This is a genomic window from Ralstonia sp. AU12-08, assembly GCF_000442475.1.
Classification (GTDB): Bacteria; Pseudomonadota; Gammaproteobacteria; order Burkholderiales; family Burkholderiaceae; genus Ralstonia; species Ralstonia insidiosa.
On the sequence record NZ_ASZV01000022.1, the window covers coordinates 150,359 to 166,871 of the forward strand.

Below are 16,513 nucleotides of genomic sequence, written 5' to 3' on the forward strand. Positions count from 1 at the left end.
CCAAAAAAAGGAAAAGGGAACCTACGTGAAACGCCTCCTCGCTTCGTCGATTGCCGTTGCCCTGTTTGCTGCTGCCGCAGTTGCCACCACCTCTGCAGGTGCGCAGACGCTGAACATCGGCTTTGCCGATCCGCTGTCGTCGCTCGACCCGCAACTGAACAATCATGCCGGCGACCGCTCCGTCGACGTGCACTTCTGGGATCTGCTGGTCGAGAACAAGTGGAACAAGCTGCAGCCCGGCCTGGCGCTGTCATGGAAGACGCTGGACCCGAAGACGTGGGAGTTCAAGCTGCGCCCCGGCGTGAAGTGGCACGACGGCCAACCCTTTACAGCGGATGACGTCATCTTCTCGTACCAGCGCGCGCGCAGCGTGCCGGGCAGCGTGGCGACCTTCGCGGGTTATCTGCGCACGGTGGAATCCGTCACGGCCAAGGACCCGCTCACGCTCATCATCAAAACGAACATCCCCAACCCAGACCTGCCGCTGAACCTGGCATCCGTGCACATCGTCAGCAAGCACGTGGGGGAAAAGTCCGCCACCGAGGACTACAACGCCGGCCGCGCCGTGGTGGGCACCGGCCCCTACAAATTCGTTTCGTACGTGCCGGGCGACCGCGTGGTCATGGCGCGTAACGACAACTACTGGGGCGGCAAGCAACTCTGGGAGAAGGTCAACTACCGCTACATCAACAACGCCGCCGCGCGCACGGCCAACTTGCTCTCGGGCGAGGTGGATGTGATCGACAAGGTGTCGGTGGCTGACCTCGCGCGCCTACGCCAATCGCCCAACGTGCACGTGTTTGCCTACCCCGGCCTGCGCGTGATGCTGCTGCAGCCGAGCTTCCGCAAGGGACCGAACGAATACATCACCGGCAACGACGGCAAGCCGCTCGCCAACAATCCGCTGCTGGATGTGCGTGTGCGCCAGGCGCTGTCGCTGGCGGTTGACCGCAAGGCCATCGTCGATCGCATCCTGTAAGGCGCTGCCACCGTCGCCAACCAGTGGATGCCTGCCGACACGTACGGCTACAACCCCGATGTGAAGAACATTGCCTACGACCCGGCACAGGCCAAGAAGCTGCTGGCCGATGCAGGCTTTCCGCAGGGCTTCAACCTGGTGATGCACGTGCCGAACGATCGCTACCCGCAAGGCCCGGAAACGGCGCAGGCGGTGGCGCAGTTCTGGTCGCGCATCGGCGTGAAGACCAAGGTGGAGGTGGTGCCCTGGTCGGTCTACTCAGGCCGCGCCAACAAGAACGACTACGCGATGAGCATGCTGGCGTGGGGCAACGGCACGGGTGAGGCGAGCTACGCGCTGGTCAACGTGCTGGCCACGGTGGATACCAAGAAGGGCCTGGGTGCATCGAACTGGGGCCATTACAGCAACCCGGCCGTGGACAACGCGCTGAACGCCTCCACCGAGGAGTTCAACGTCGAGAAGCGCGCGGCCATCCTGCGTCACTCGGTCAAGCTGGTGTCGGATGACGTGGGCGTGCTGCCACTGTTCCACTACCAGAACGTGTGGGCCGCCAAGAAGGGCCTCAAGGTGGCCCCGATGACCAGCGACCGCACGGCCGCACAGATGGTCACCAAGGACGGCAAGTAAGCGCGCCATGGCTACGTTCGAGCTCAACGCCACGCCAGCGGATGACCTGATCGACGTGCAACGCCGCATTGTCGTGACAGGGCTGCCGCCCGGCGCGCAGGTCGGCATCGTCGCACAAACGCGCCGCGGCAATGGTGTGTTGTGGCACAGCCGCGCCGCCTTCGTTGCGGATGCGCAAGGCACCGTTGACCTGACGCGCGATGCGCCCGTCTCGGGGGACTACACCGGCATCAGCGCCATGGGCCTGATCTGGAGCCAGCGCCCGGAAGACGACAAGGCACGCGAGGTGTTCCCGCAGCCGGTGACCGAGCCGCTGACGACCACGCTCACAGCCACCGCAAACGGCGAGTCGATCCATGCGAGCTTCGTGCAGCGGTTGGCTGCACCCGGCGTCACGCGCCATGAAGTACGCGACGAGGGTCTGGTCGGCACGCTGTACTTGCCCGATGCATATGCCCACCCCGGCCCGCGCCCGGCAGTGCTGATCCTCAATGGCTCGGGCGGTGGCATCAATGAGCCGCGCGCGGCGCTGTACGCCTCACACGGCTATGCGGCGTTTGCGCTGGCCTACTTCAAGGCGCCTGGGCTGTCGGACTACATCTCCAACACGCCGCTGGAGTATTTCGAGCGCGCACTTGCGTGGCTGCGCAAGCGTGTTGAACCACTGCATGATTTCGTGGCGGTGAGCGGCCAGTCGCGCGGTGGCGAGCTGGCATTGCTGTTGGGTGCGACGTTTCCAGAAGCCGTGTCCGCCGTGATCGGCTATGTGCCTGGCGCAGTCGTGCACAGCGCGCAGAATGCCGCCGACCCCGCCATCGGCCGTGAAGGCCCGACGTGGCTGTATCGCGGCCAGCCGCTGCCGCACCTGTGGGAGGGCAACCGCACCGCCACGTGGGCACCGTTCGACGAAGGTCCGGCACCGCACCGGCACGAACGCGCCATCCGCACCGCACTGCAGGATGCCGATGCCGTCGCCCGTGCACGCATCCGCATCGAACGCGCGCGCGGGCCGGTGCTGCTGCTCTCCGCCACTGACGACGGCTCGTGGCCCTCGGGCGATTACTCCCGCATGGTCACCGCCAAGCTGGCTGAGGTGCGCCACCCCTACCCCGTGCAGCACTTCGACTACGAAGGCGCCGGCCACGCCATCGTCTTCCCCTACGTGCCGACCACACAGCTCGTGTATGCGCACCCAGTGTCGGGCCGCATCAGCACCGGCGGCGGCGAACCGCGTGCCAACGCTCGTGCCGACGCGCAGTCGTGGGTCGCTGTACGTCGCTTTCTCGCCAGCGCGGTGGCTGCGCGCGGCGCCTCCGTACCCGATTCTCGGAGCCTTTCAACGATGGATTTCACGCCCGCTCAAGATGTTGTCGATCAAGTTGCTGGCCTGGACGACGGCAGCGCCACGCACGCGCTGCGTCACGCCCGCGAGAAGGTGGCGACCGCCACCCAAGGCAGCTACGATGCCCTGTTCGACACAGCCCTGCCCGGCCTCACACCTGGCGAGCGCCTGCTGGTGGCGCTCTATGCCTGCCGTTTGACGCCGGCCCCTGAACTGGCCGAGCACTACCGCGCGTGGCTGGCGGAAACGCCGGTCGACGCCACGGCATTGCAAGCGGTCGACCAGGGTGAACTGGAAGCACTGACTGACCCGCGTTTGCACGCCATCCTTACCTTCACGCGCACGCTCATCGAGCGCCCCATCGAAGGCGATCGCGCAGCATTGCAGAAGCTGCCTGCCGCCGGGCTGGCCACGGCGGATGTTGTCACGCTCGCACAACTCATCGCGTTCCTGTCATACCAAACACGGTTGGTGGCTGGTCTGCGTGCGCTCAACGCGGCGGCCGGCACCAACGCATCCGCAACCTCCACGGAGACCGCAGCATGACCGAGATCATCCGCGCCCACGGCTTCACCAACGAATCGCTGGAGTGGCAGGCATGGCTCGATGTGGTCGACCTCGACCGCGCCACGCCCGAACAGATCGCCGTGCTGGAAGAGAGCCACCCGAAGGCGAAGACGTCGGACTACTACCGCTTCCTCGTCCATCAGCCCGAGATCCTGCGCCAGCGCTCGGCGGCCTTCAACGCGATCATGTATGCGCCGGGCGGCCTGTCGCGCGCAGAGCGCGAACTCGCCAGCGCCGTGGTATCGCGCGTGAACGGCTGCGTGTACTGCGCATCGGTGCACGCGCAGCGCTTCGAGCAGCTTGCCAAGCGCAACGACGTGATCAAGCAAGTCTTCGAAGACCCGCACACCGCCGGCACGAACACGCGTGAGCGTGCCATCGCGTTGTTCTCCATCGACCTGACGCTGCGCCCCGGTGACGTACGTGCCGAAGACCTGCAACCGCTCAAGGCCGCTGGTCTGACGGATGCGGAGATTCTCGACCTGATTCACGCTGTGGCGATCTTCGCGTGGGCGAATCGGCTGATGCTGAACCTGGGGGAACCGGTGTTTCCGGAAGCGGCCTGAACGCCGTGCACGATCACATACAGCGCCAACCCACGCACTCTGATGGTTTGGCCGTACCCTGCCCTATGCGGCGCCTTGAATTGATGTAAGCGGGCGGAAAAAAGACGGGGAACTGTCTGAGCGAAGCGAGTTTTCCCCGTCTCCGCCCGGTTACGGAAATTCAAGGAGGCTTTCGCCACATCGGGCGCGCCTTTCTTTGCTTACTTTCTTTGGCAAGACAAAGAAAGTGAGTCGGCCCCGGCAGGGGACGAAACGGGGGATATGCCAATCGCGCCAATCCCCCGCAACCAGCATCAGACCATCGGCAGTTGCCGCACGGGCTTACCCGTCAACTGCGCCACGGCATGCGCCACCGCGGGCGCAATCGGTGGCACGCCAATCTCGCCCACACCGGTGGGCTCCGCTGTGCTCGGCACGATGTGGGTTTCAATGATGGGCACCTCGGCCATCTTGAGCGCCGGGTAGTCAGGGAAGTTCGACTGCACGACCTGCCCGTCCTTGATGTCGATCCGCCCGTACAGCGCCGCCGTCAGGCCAAAGATCACCGCGCTTTCCATCTGCTGCGCGACGATACCCGGGTTGATGACGGTGCCGCAGTCGACCGCGCACACCACACGGTGCACGCGCGGCTTGCCGTCTTTCATCGACACCTCCACCACCTGCGCCACCACCGAACCGAAGCTGGGGTGCAACGCAATGCCACGTGCACGCGGAGCGCCATCGGCTGCGGGCGGCAATGGCTGCCCCCAGCCTGCTGCCTGCGCTGCCGTGTCGAGCACCTTCAGTTCGCGCGGATGCGCCTTCAGCAAATCACGCCGCATCGCCAGCGGATCCAGCTTGGCCGCCGCCGCCACGTCGTTGAGGAAGCCCTCCATGAAGAACCCGTTGTACGAGTGCCCCACGCTGCGCCAGAACCCGACCGGGATCGGCAGATCCACCGCCAGATGCGCAATGTGCTCGTGCTCGATCTCGTACGGCAGATCGAACAGCCCCTCGGCGGTGTAGCGGTCGATGCCAGCGGAGGGCGCACCGAACAGGCGGTCCAGTTCCCCCGCCAGGATCGACTGACCGGCGCTGCGCGAGGCAATCGCCGTGATCTTGCCGTTCTCCACACGCGCTTTGAGTCGTGCAATGGCATGCGGGCGATAGAAGTCATGCCGGACATCTTCCTCGCGCGACCAGATGACCTGGACCGGCTTGCCTTCAGTTTTGGTAGCAATGGTGACGGCCTGGCTGATGAAATCGGACTCCAGCCGCCGCCCAAAGCCACCGCCGATCAGCGGAATGTCGATGCGGACCTTGTCGCCGCTCACCCCAGCCGCACGCGCTGCCACCAGTTGCGCCAGCGTGGCGGCTTGCGTGGGCGCCCACAAGTGCACCCCGTCCGCTGTCACCTGTGCCGTGCAGTTGATCGGCTCCATGGCCGTGTGCGCGAGATACGGTGCCGTGTATTCGGCTTCTACAAGCGTGGCGCCGTCGGCCTTGTCGAAAGCCTTCAGGCCATCGCCGAGCGAGCGGTAGGTGAACCCACCCTTGTCGCTATCCAGCGCGCTGACAAGCTGCTGGCGAATGCCCGCCGAATCGAGCGAGGCGTGCGGCCCGTTGTCCCATACAGGTTCGACGGTCGCCAGCGCCTGGCGCGCCTGCCAATAGTGATCCGCCACAACGGCCACGCCGGGCGCACCGCCTGCTGCACCTTCAAACGGCACCACATAGCGCACGCCCGGCATGCCAAGCGTCGCCTTCGATTGGAACGTCTTGAGCTTGCCGCCAAAGACAGGGCACATCACCACGGCGGCGTACAACATCCCTGCCGGACGCGCATCGATGGAGAAGCGCGCGCTGCCATCCGTCTTGGCGGCCAGATCATTGCGCGGCGCAGGCTTGCCGATCAACTGGTATTGCGAAGCCGGCTTGAGCACCACGTTGGACGGTGGCGCAATCTCGCGCGCCGCCTTAGCCATGCCGCCGAAGGTCGCCTGTTTGCCGCCCGGGCCGGTCAATTGCCCCTCACGCACGCTCACCTGTTCTACCGGCACACTCCACGTACGTGCAGCCGCTTGCACCAGCGCGCCACGGGCCGTAGCGGCGGCTTCGCGCACCGGCTGCCAGCCATCCGCCACACTGCTGCTGCCACCGGTGATGATGAGCCCGATCTCACGCGCGCTCTTGGCCATGACCCAGTGCAGCGCGCGAGCCCAGGTCTTGTCAGCGCTGTCCGGATGCAGTGGGAGCGAACTGTCGCCCATGGCGACCACGTTGCCGTAGATGCGCTCCACCGGCGAGGTCTCGATACTCACGCGCGCCAGCGGAATATCCAACTCCTCCGCCGCCAGCATCGACAGTGCCGTGTGGATACCCTGCCCCATCTCCACGCGCGGCATGGCCAGGATGACGTTGCCCTCCGGGGTGATCTTGATCCACCCATTCAGGGCGACCTCGCCCCCGTGTTCGGGAAACAGCGCCGGATCCCCCACGCGGCTGCGCGGCGGCATCACGCCCCAGCCCACCACCAGCGCGCCACCCACAGCGAACGCCCCCAGCAGGAAACGGCGGCGGCCCTTACGTACTTTCGGGGGCTTGGTTGCCTTGGCGTTCATGCCTGGCCCTCCCGCAGCGCCTTCGCCGCGCGCTTGATAGCTGCACGCACACGTGGATACGTGCCGCAGCGGCAAATGTTGGTCATGGCCGTATCGATGTCGGCGTCGCTCGGGTCGGGTTGCCGCGCCAGCAAATCTGCTGCGGCCATCAGCATGCCGGACTGGCAATAGCCGCACTGCGGCACCTGCTCGTCCACCCAGGCCTGCTGCAGCGCGTGGCGCTTGCCTTCGCCTCCGGCCAACCCCTCGATGGTGGTGATGCGCTTGCCCGCCACCGCAGCCACCGGCAACACACACGACCGCACAGCTGCCCCATCCAGGTGCACAGTGCACGCGCCACACGCTGCGACACCACAACCGAACTTGGTACCGGTCATGTTCAGGTGGTCGCGCAGGACCCACAGCAGCGGCGTAGCCGGGTCGCAGTCGACGCTGACCGGCCGGTGATTGACGTCCAGATCCATGAGGGTGGTCTCCTTGTTTTTGTGTTCTTTTTTGTGGCGAAAGCGTACGTTCAAACGCCTCCGCACCGCAATAGTGGGCGCCCTCGATTCCGGAGAACTCCGCAAAAGAATCAAAGGTCTAGCAACACACAAGAGCGCGCAGGCCTTCAGCACACGCACCACAAGTAATACGTGAGCAGCCGTTGTGCTCCTTCGGGTGTCATGCGCCTGCGGACTTCAGCACAACGCCCCGAATAAGCCCAGTCCTACACCACGGCTCGCTGCTTTAGGACTGATCCGCTTTTCGCACTTCCCCGGACTGAATACAGTCTGCGCATCGTCCTTCGCGCATGCTCGTGTCAGAGGTCATGCACAACGCCGGCATTTCCGTGGCGAGATCGCCACAAAGAAGCCGCAGCCGCCCTGCAACACGCGCCATCACCATGAACCCCGTCCAGATCCGCGTCGCCATCGCAGACGACCACCCCGCCATCCTGTTTGGCGTCAAACATGAACTGGCCAGCCGCCAATCGATCTCGATCGATGGCCTCGTACGTAACTCGACCGAACTGATCGAGTTGCTCGACCGCACACGCGTCGACGTGCTTGTGTGCGATTACGCCATGCCTGGCGGCAACTACGGCGACGGCATGGCATTGCTGTCGTTGGTGCAGCAGCGCTACCCGCATGTACGCATCGTGGTTCTGACAATGATGGAGAACGCGGCGATCCTGTCGGTGCTCATGACGGGCATTCAATGCATCGTCAGCAAATCCGATCTGACGAACCATCTGTCGCTTGCCGTACACGCCGCGTTTGCGAACGGCCGCTACGTATCGCCGACGATCGAGAGGATTCTGCGTACGCTGGAACCGAGCCACAGGGACGCACCCGGCAATGCGCAATTGACTGGCCGCGAACTCGAAGTCATTCGCCTGTACGTATCGGGCATGACCATCAACGAGATCGCCGAGCGCCTGAACCGCAGCAAAAAAACCGTCAGCACGCAGAAGAGCAGCGCCATGCGCAAGCTCAACATCAACCGCGAGGTGGACCTCTTCCACTATGGCGTCGAAACAGGCCTGATCCCCTCCGTCATGCGCCCGATGCGGTAGCGGGCGGGCTTTCCGTCGCGCGCCCGGGTCTGGTTCGACTACCAGACCGGTCTGATGGACGCGCTTCTTCTCAACTCATAACGTAGATAGTGTCGCGCCATGACATTGGTGCGACATGCGCAACGCACCCAGGGTTGCCATAGGAGGCCAAATCATGAAGCAGACTGAACGAGACAAACTACGGCACATTCTGCTCGGCTTTGCCGAGCTGACGGCGCCAGCGCGCCACGAGTTTCTGGGCGCCATGAATGAATACCTGTTCTCGTCACCACAGCGTAGGCGGCAGATCGTCGAAACCTGGAAGCAGCCAGACTCACCCACGCTGGACAAGCCGCAACCGCATAGCGTACCGCCTGCTGAGCAACCGGCCTGACACCGCTGCGCTCAACGCTCAGCCAGCGTCACGCGGCGGCGTTTGCGACGAAGTCAGCCAACCATGCTCCGCGGCGTACTTGAAGAGATCCGCATCGCGCAAGATGCCGAGCTTTTCCATGGCCCGGTTCTTCTGGGTGCTGATGGTTTTCTTGCTGCGATTGAGCCGTTCAGCTATCTCGTCCACCCGCAGGCCGGACACATACAGCCGCACCACCTCCGCCTCGCGCGGGCTCAGTTCAGTCGATGCCGGTGCGCCGGCCCGCTGCGCCTCACGTGCCTCCAGCACAGCGGCAACCGTTGGGGAGTGGTACTTGCCCCCCGTGTGCGCAGCATGAATGGCAGGAACCAGGTGCGACACCGCGTCGGACTTGCTGACAATCGCACGGACCCCAATGTCATCGAGCGAACCGAGGATGGCCGGACTGTCGAGCATCGTCAGCACAACAAGCTTCACTTGAGGAAAGCGCCGGCCGATGAAGCCGAACAGTGCAATGCCATCGCCATAGTCGCCTGTCGGCATGGCGTAGTCAGACACCAGCACATCGCACGGCGTCGATTCGAGCAGCTTGACGAGGTCGGTCGAGTTGGTGGCATGCCCTTTCAACACGATGGTGTCCACCGACGACAGCTCATGCGATACCCCGGCAATCATCCCCGGATGGTCGTCCGCCAACACCACGCCAATGCTGAAGCTGCTCATTCCTTCCCTCCTTTTGCCGACTGCGGGTCCGTCAGGCCTCAACAGACAATACAATTTTACGATGAAGGCCGCTCAACAGCCCGCATAAGGGCATCGCACAACACCCGCTCAGGCAGCCCGTCGCGCCAGGGTTTCCTGTGTCAGCTGTACCAGCCGATCGAGCCCAGGCTGCAACGCTTGCAGATCATCGCCTCGCTTGGCCCGCAGTTCCATCTCTGCACAAGCGTCTGCAACGGCTTGCTCGTGCACCATCGCAAACGTGCCTCGCATGGCGTGCAGCTGGCGCAACGCGGCCTCTCGATCGCCAGCCGACAGCGCAACGTGCAGGGATTCCAGCAGCTCATGCGTTGAGCCCTGGAGCGCGGCAAGTACCCGCTCCGGCAGGCGCCCCTCACCAATGTTCTCGCGGCTCACAGCTGTTGGTGCCGTCTGCGCATCGCTACGCACCGTGCGACGCAGCGTCGTATCGAGCGCCTTGAGCAGGATCGGTTTCACCAGCACGGCGTCGATCCCCTCCTGCACACAACGCTGATGCTCTTCGATGGCCCCATGCGCAGTCAGCGCAATGATCGGCTGCTTCGCGCCTTGCGCACGCAAACATCGAGCAAGCGCATAGCCGTCCATGCCCGGCATGCTGAGATCCGTCAGCAGGATGTCGTAGTGCCGTTCGTTGAAGCGGCGTAACGCTTCGCCACCGCTGTCGGCCAGGGTGACCTGGTAGCCCAGCGACTCCAGCTGCATCCGGATCAGCTCCCGGTTCGACGCCTGATCGTCGACGGCCAGCACACTCACGCTGCCCGGTTGGACGCTCCGCGCACTCGTGGCGGGCTGGGCATCGTCCTTGATGTCGGCAGGCGACTCGGTGGGCGCAAACGGCAGCGTGACCGTGAACTGGCTGCCATCTCCGGGGGCGCTGCGCAGGCTGATCGTACCGCCCATCAGGTCGACCAGCCGACGACACAACGCAAGCCCCAGTCCGCTGCCGCCAAACCGGCGCGAGATGGTCGAATCAGCCTGCACAAAAGGCTCGAACAGGCGCGCTTGCTGCTCCGGGCTCATGCCGATCCCGCTATCGCTGACGCCGATGACGATCCCTTGCCGGCCTGCGCTGTCTTGCTTCGCATAGATCTCGATCAGCACGTCGCCCTTGTTCGTAAACTTGATCGCGTTACTGAGCAGGTTCGAGGCGATCTGCCGCAGGCGGGTCGGATCGCCCGCATACCAGGGAGCAACGCTGTCGTCGACAATGCAATCGAACTGCAGCCCCTTCTCCTGCGCAATCGGCTCGAAGATTGCCGCCACCTCACGCACGACAGCCGCAGCGTCAAACGGGATGGACTCGATCGACACCTGACCTGCCTCGATCTTGGAGAAATCGAGCACGTCGTTGATGATGCCCAGCAGCGCGTTGGACGACGACGTGACGGACTGCAGCCGCTCTCCCACCGCCGGCTCAAGCGGCATCCGCTGAATCAGTTCGAGGTTGCCGAGAATTGCATTCAGCGGCGTGCGGATTTCGTGGCTCATCGTCGACAGGAATGTCGATTTCGCCCGGTTGGCCTCGTCGGCTGCCTGTTTGGCTTCGCGCAGCGCCTGCTCGGTGCGCTTCTTGTCGGTGATGTCCGTAAACGCTGTCACCAGCACATTCGCCTTGTGATAGTGCGCAGGTGCAACATTGACGGCCAGATCGATCGCGTTACCGTCCACCGTGTCAAGCGCGAGATCGTCACGCACGATGCCCGCGCCGCCATGCGTTGCATAGCGCTGCGCGATTTCCGCAGACAGCGACGGTGTCTGGACAACCGCACGGCCAGCGACCTCGTTCATGACCGGGCTGCTCAGCATGGGCTCGCCAGTGCGCGCGTCGATGACGCCCAGCCCGATCGGCGCGGTTTCGATCAGGATCCGGTTCAGGCGTTCGATCTCGACAAAACGCTCGGACCGCTCCAGCGTCGGCGCAAACACGCGCCGGTTGAACCACCACAGCAGGATCCACAACGCGGCGATCAGCCCGGCTGTGAGCAGCGTCGTCAGTCGAATCTCGGGCCACACACCGGCCAGCACGTCGCGCCATGTGAATGCGTAGACCACGCGCCCGCCCATCAGCCCGGGTGGGGTACTCACCATGAAAACGCCGTTGCTCGCGCGCTGCAAGGACACGGCCGTCGAAGCGCCAGACAACTCGCGCAACGCGGCCAGCACGTCGGGGCGCTTGTCTGCATCGGCATCAATGGCGATAGGCGCCCCGCCCGCGCCGAGGACGACGAATGTTCCGTCGAACCGGTCGGTCGACAGCGGTGCCAGCACAGCCTGAATCGGAATCTCAACAACGAACACGGCAAACGGCTTGCCAGCGGCGTCCAACCCGTAGATCGACATCCGCAGCGCAGACTCGCCCGTCAGCGGATTGCGATAGGGCTCGAGCCAGCGCACGGCGTGCAACCCATTGCGGGGGTCATAGATGGAAGCTGGGGCGACCGACTCACCCGCAGCATCCTGTGTGAGCGCAGCAAAGAAGGCCGGCCGGTTCGCAAGCGCGGCATCGAGCTTTGCTTGATCGGGCCAGGGAAACGGCGACATCGCAACAAAATCACGTGACGGCGTATAGACGTATGTCGTGAACCGATACCCCTGGATGCTCGCGGTGGCGGCAAGCGTGCGTGAGACTCGATCCGTCAACGCGGTAAAGCGCGCCAACTCTGGCGCAGGCGTGTCTGGCCCTGCACTGGCAAACAGGACGGAGTGCAGTCCGCTGTCGTTCTGGCGCACCAATCGGCCGCCGTCCGCCTTGAACCGGGCGGCATCGCTTGGCTCTTCCGCCGCACGCTGGTTCCATACCAGCTCAGCCATGTAGATCGTGCTCCGAAGCACGATCTCCGCCTTCGTGACCTCGCTCGCCATACGCTGGCCTTCGATCGCGAGTTCGCGACGTTGCCGCTCGTTGTGCGAATGGACCATCGACGCCACGGCAATGCCGAACGTGAGCAGCGCCATCACGGTCAGGACAATGCCACCGCCAAACAGCGCCGAACGCCGGAAGCGGCGCATTGCCGTGAGCACGGTGGATGACTGGGCATTCGGCATGGTGTGACGAGCCTTCAATGGCGCGGTATGGAGTGCGATGTTACGCCGGAATCTCTTGCACCCAAGAGATCAGTGCGGCGCGCATCTGAGCGGACGGACGGCAAACCACATTCGGTCCTGTCCTACGGCATCACGTATCCAAATCGAACAAATCTCATTCAGCATACGGCGCCCCTTCGAGAAAATGACTGTGTTGGACCCGCGGCCCACTCCCGCAGTCCAGCAACTTGTTTCAGACACTTTCCATTACGCCGCCTCCGAGCGGCGGTTTTTTTATGTGCACCGCCGTGCAAGCCCAGCCATGAAAGAACGTGCAACCGTCCTCTGCCAACGTGGTGACCGGATCCTTCTGGTCGCCCGGCCTCGTGCACGCTGGGTGCTGCCCGGTGGAAAACCGCGCAGCAGTGAAACACTGAGCGACGCCGCCCGCCGCGAGTTGACCGAGGAAACGGGCATCGTCTGCCGTGCCGTACGCCCTTTGTTCCAATTCGCTGGTGGCAACAAGCAGCACCACGTGTTTGTCGCCGACATCGAAGCCAGTGCAATCGCCCGCCCCGCTCAGGAGATTGCGCGCTGCGCCTGGTTTGACAGACAGGCGATTGCGTCGATCGACTGCAGCCGACCGACGCCATTCATCGTCAGGCGCGCGCTCAAAGTCCTGGACGACGAGCGCTACGTCATGGCCTACATGGAAGCCATGTTGCTGCAAGCTGCAGCCTAGGCCGCCCCGGTCGCCCCAGTCGCCTCACCACGCCCAACGCACCCCCACGTTGCCCAGAATCGTGCGCTGGTGCTCACCACCCAGATTCGTGAGATAGCTGAGCGTTGCATACGCACTGCTGCGTTTGCTGAGTTGCGCGACCAGCCCTGCACCGATCTGCCCGGCCGTCTGGCCAACCTGCGCGCCAATCGTGGTGCTTCCACCAAACGTGGTCTTGTCATCCGAACCGAACGAACGCAGCACGTTCAAGCGCAGATACGGTTTCCAGTTGATCCCGTTCGAATCAAACGACCACTGCAAGCGTGCACCCACGCGACCCAGGAACGTGTTGCCGTTGTTCCACGACACGTTCGAGATGCCATCGTTGAAATCCTTGAGCGACAACCGTTGCCAAACCAGTTGTGCTTGAGGCTCCAGCGTTAGCCCCTGGCTGAGCGGGATCGGCAGCCCGGCTTCGACGGAGCCCGTGATGGCGTTGCCGTTGGTTGAACCGTGCACGTTATCCATGGAGTTGGTACGCACCGTCAGCGCGCTGCCCATCAGGACGGCATCCGTGTACCACCCCGTCGGCGCGACATGCGTCCAGTAACCGCCGAGGTTGTAACCGTTGACCTGCAAGGAGCCGACGCCCAGCCCCTGCTGCGCCAACGCGAAACCACTCACGTCACCCACTGCACGCGAGAAGCCCAGCAGCACACCGTAGTGGTTGCGATGGCCGCTCTGTTGGGTGTCCGCATACAGATCCTGACCAATCTGCATGCCCCACACCGTGCCGTCAAACGATGGGGTCACATCGCCCTTCTGCTTGATGTTGGTATTGCCACCCCATACACGCGCCCATGAAGCCGGCACGGTGCCGTTCTCGGTCAGCAAGCCCTGCTCGCCCTGGCGCTCATGGAAGGTATCGATCTGCAGCAGCCCGAGTTGACGAGCAACGGCCGGCGCTTCCGAGTACAGCGGCACTTCCGGGCGATAGACGGGCATCGGATCCGTGCCGGGCGCAGCCACGGCCTCGATGATCGATTCCGGCGTGCCCTCCGCCACAGACGAAGGCGGCGTCGACGGTGTCGGCTGTGCCGGAATCGTGTTGCGCAAGTACCAGTTGTTGCCGGCGCCGCTCGCAGCGCCCCCCTTAACAAGGTAGTACGAATAGGCTCCAGCACTGACAACGCCGCCCGACAACGTAAAGGCGTTTGCACTGGTTGTTGCGCCGTGAATTGCCTGCACGACCTGAATGCCGTCGGCGATCGTTTGCGCGCCTGCCCCACCCACGTTCGTCACCTTGAGTGCGCTTGAGCCGCTTGCAGAGCCACCACTCACAACGAGTTTGTCCGATGCGGAGCCGTCGCCCGCCAGTACCGTATTCAACGCGATCGTCGCATTCTGGCCGGTGTAGTTGCCCGCCACGGTTAGCGTGTTGCCGACCCCGCTGCCGCTGAGTTGCACGAGCCCCGCGTTGGTCAGGTTGCCGTTGATCTGGAAGTTACCGGTTGCGCCGCTGGCCAGACTGGCCAATGCGTTTGCGACTGCGATCGTGCCGCTGTTCGACACGTTGCCGGTCACGCTGCCATAGCCGCCAAGCGTGGCGCCGCCAGCCACCGCCACCGCGCCGCCGCCAGAGAGCGCCGCCGATGCACTGGTGCCATCGCCGACAACCAGGGTGCCGGCGTTGACGTTGGTACCGCCGGCATAGCTGTTGGTGCCGTTCAGCGTGAGGACACCGCTGCCGAGCTTGGTCAACGAACCGGTTCCGGTCATGCTCTGCGCGACCGTGGAATTGAAGCCCTGCGTATCGATCGTGCCGTTGTTGGCCGTGATCGACACCACGCGGCTCGCCGCAAGATTGAACGTGCTGCCCAGTTGCAGCGTGCCGCCGTTGAGTGTCAGCGCACCCGACGATGCCCCCAGAGCGCTATCTGCAGCTGCGGACAGCGCGCCCTGCGTGATCGTGGTACCGCCGGAGTGGGTGTTGCTGCCAGACACGGTCAAGGTACCCGCGCCGGTCTTCTCAACCGCGCCAGACCCGCTGATGGTGCCCGTGTAGTTGCCGGCGCTATCCTGCTGGAAACGCACCAGCCCGTTGTCGGTTACGGACAGCGGCAAGTTCGACGCGTTCGCCTGCAGCGTCGCGCCACTGCTGACGGTGGCAACGACCGAGCCCGTGGTCGTGCCGAGCGTGCCCGTCAGGTTGAGCGTGCCGCTCTGTACCACCGCGGTTGAGAACGTACCGGTGCCGGCCCAGGTCCAGGCGGTGCCCGCCATGGTCAGGCTCTGGAAATTGGTGAACGCGTTGGACGCCGTACCCGTGCCTTGCAGCGTCACCGTGTTGGTACCGCCGCCGCCGTTGGCCGCGCCGATGATCTGCGAACCGGTCTGCAGGATCAGCGTCACATTGCCATTGCCACCCTGGATAGCGGTGCCGCTGCCACCCTGGATCAACCCCGTATTGGTGATCGTTGTGGCGCCATTGGTCGAGCGCACGCCGATGCCGTTGTTGCTGATGATCTGCCCGCCGGCCTGGTTATTGATGGTTGCGGTAAACGAGCTGCCGAGCGTGTTCGACACCACTGCATCTACGCTGCCGCCGCTCGACGCAGTGCCCGTCGTCTGAATCGTACCGCTGTTATTCAGGGTGTCGTTATTGCCCTGCATGTAGACGGCCGGAGCATCCCTGCCGTTGGAAGTCAGCGTACCGCTGTTGTTGACGGTGCCGTTGCCACCGAGCAACGACACCGCCCGAGCATTGTTTCCAGACGTCGTTACCGTACCGGAGTTGGTAATCGTATTGCCCGAGGCACCCGGATTGCTTTGGCCCCACGCGGCAGTCATGCCATACGAATTGTTGCCGGTGGTTGTAATGGAGCCGTTGTTGACGAGCGTATTGTTATTGCCGTTAGCGGCAATGCCATCGTTGTATGTGCCGGTGGTCGTGATCACACCGGTCGCGCCATTGGTGATCGTGTTGTTGTTATTCACCCCGATCAGCATGGCACCGCGGTTTGCAACGCCGGTGCCGTTACCAGACAACGAGAGATTGCCGTTATTGGTGATCGCGCTTTGCGTATCCACCGAGAATGGCGTCGGCGTCGTCGCCAACGCATAGCTGCCGGTGGCCGTTGCATCGATATTGATGGTGACGTTGGTACTGCCCGCAACCGCATTCACCGATGGAATACCTGGATTCGAACAGGTGACGGTCGTACCGCTGGCCGGCGCCGTTGACGAACAGGCGGCGTAGGCACCAACCGGCATCGTGCCAGTGATAATCGCCATCCCTCCAACACCCAGACTCCACGCATTCTTATTCATTTTTTTCTCGCAATATGACGGGGGCTATTGCTATGGATTGTTGCGCTAGTGTTTATAACATCGCCTCGGACTGCCTCGCAACAAC

10 protein-coding genes and 1 pseudogene are annotated in these 16,513 nt (G+C 63.7%); 6 read left to right on the top strand and 5 right to left on the bottom strand.

From position 1 onward, the window contains the following. The first annotated feature begins 25 nt into the window (after positions 1–25). From C404_RS42345 to C404_RS42355, 3 genes and pseudogenes are all read left to right on the top strand, one after another. Positions 26–1,606 (top strand): annotated as a pseudogene (locus tag C404_RS42345) (ABC transporter substrate-binding protein). Positions 1,607–1,613: 7 nt separating this feature from the next. Next, entirely contained in the window at positions 1,614–3,494 is a 1,881-nt protein-coding gene (locus tag C404_RS42350) for a bile acid-CoA:amino acid N-acyltransferase (protein ID WP_021194861.1), read from the top strand. Continuing rightward, on the top strand, positions 3,491–4,081 hold the full coding sequence (locus C404_RS42355; protein ID WP_021194862.1) for a peroxidase-related enzyme: 591 nt from the start codon (positions 3,491–3,493) through the stop codon (positions 4,079–4,081). Before C404_RS42350 ends, C404_RS42355 begins: the two co-directional genes overlap by 4 nt. 293 nt (positions 4,082–4,374) lie before the next feature. Here C404_RS42355 and C404_RS42360 read toward each other — a convergent pair whose 3' ends face one another. Continuing rightward, entirely contained in the window at positions 4,375–6,681 is a 2,307-nt protein-coding gene (locus tag C404_RS42360) for a xanthine dehydrogenase family protein molybdopterin-binding subunit (protein ID WP_021194863.1), read from the bottom strand. Next, a complete protein-coding gene (locus C404_RS42365) occupies positions 6,678–7,145 on the bottom strand; it encodes a (2Fe-2S)-binding protein (protein ID WP_021194864.1) in 468 nt (155 codons plus the stop codon). The genes C404_RS42360 and C404_RS42365 overlap by 4 nt, the downstream gene beginning before the upstream one ends. A gap of 422 nt (positions 7,146–7,567) precedes the next feature. On the opposite strand from C404_RS42365, the gene C404_RS42370 reads away from it, so the two are divergent. Together C404_RS42370 and C404_RS42375 are read left to right on the top strand one after the other, a co-directional pair. Further along, positions 7,568–8,239 carry a response regulator transcription factor gene (locus C404_RS42370; protein WP_031329349.1) on the top strand — a complete coding sequence of 224 codons (672 nt, stop codon included), beginning with the start codon at positions 7,568–7,570 and terminating at the stop codon, positions 8,237–8,239. A 154-nt stretch (positions 8,240–8,393) separates the two neighbouring features. Next, a complete protein-coding gene (locus tag C404_RS42375; protein WP_021194866.1) occupies positions 8,394–8,612 on the top strand; it encodes a hypothetical protein in 219 nt (72 codons plus the stop codon). Between the two features lie 18 nt (positions 8,613–8,630). On the opposite strand, the gene C404_RS42380 is transcribed toward C404_RS42375, so the two are convergent. Both C404_RS42380 and C404_RS0129945 read right to left on the bottom strand, forming a co-directional pair. Continuing rightward, positions 8,631–9,314, bottom strand: a complete 684-nt coding sequence (locus C404_RS42380; protein WP_021194867.1) for a LuxR C-terminal-related transcriptional regulator — start codon at positions 9,312–9,314, stop codon at positions 8,631–8,633. 108 nt (positions 9,315–9,422) lie between these two features. Further along, complete coding sequence (locus C404_RS0129945) at positions 9,423–12,398, bottom strand: hybrid sensor histidine kinase/response regulator (RefSeq protein ID WP_021194868.1); 2,976 nt, start codon at positions 12,396–12,398, stop codon at positions 9,423–9,425. A 184-nt stretch (positions 12,399–12,582) separates the two neighbouring features. On the opposite strand from C404_RS0129945, the gene C404_RS42385 reads away from it, so the two are divergent. Next, a complete protein-coding gene (locus tag C404_RS42385) occupies positions 12,583–13,119 on the top strand; it encodes an NUDIX hydrolase (RefSeq protein ID WP_232317486.1) in 537 nt (178 codons plus the stop codon). A 24-nt stretch (positions 13,120–13,143) separates the two neighbouring features. Here C404_RS42385 and C404_RS42390 read toward each other — a convergent pair whose 3' ends face one another. Continuing rightward, positions 13,144–16,392 carry an autotransporter outer membrane beta-barrel domain-containing protein gene (locus tag C404_RS42390; protein WP_021194870.1) on the bottom strand — a complete coding sequence of 1,083 codons (3,249 nt, stop codon included), beginning with the start codon at positions 16,390–16,392 and terminating at the stop codon, positions 13,144–13,146. Positions 16,393–16,513: the final 121 nt, after the last annotated feature.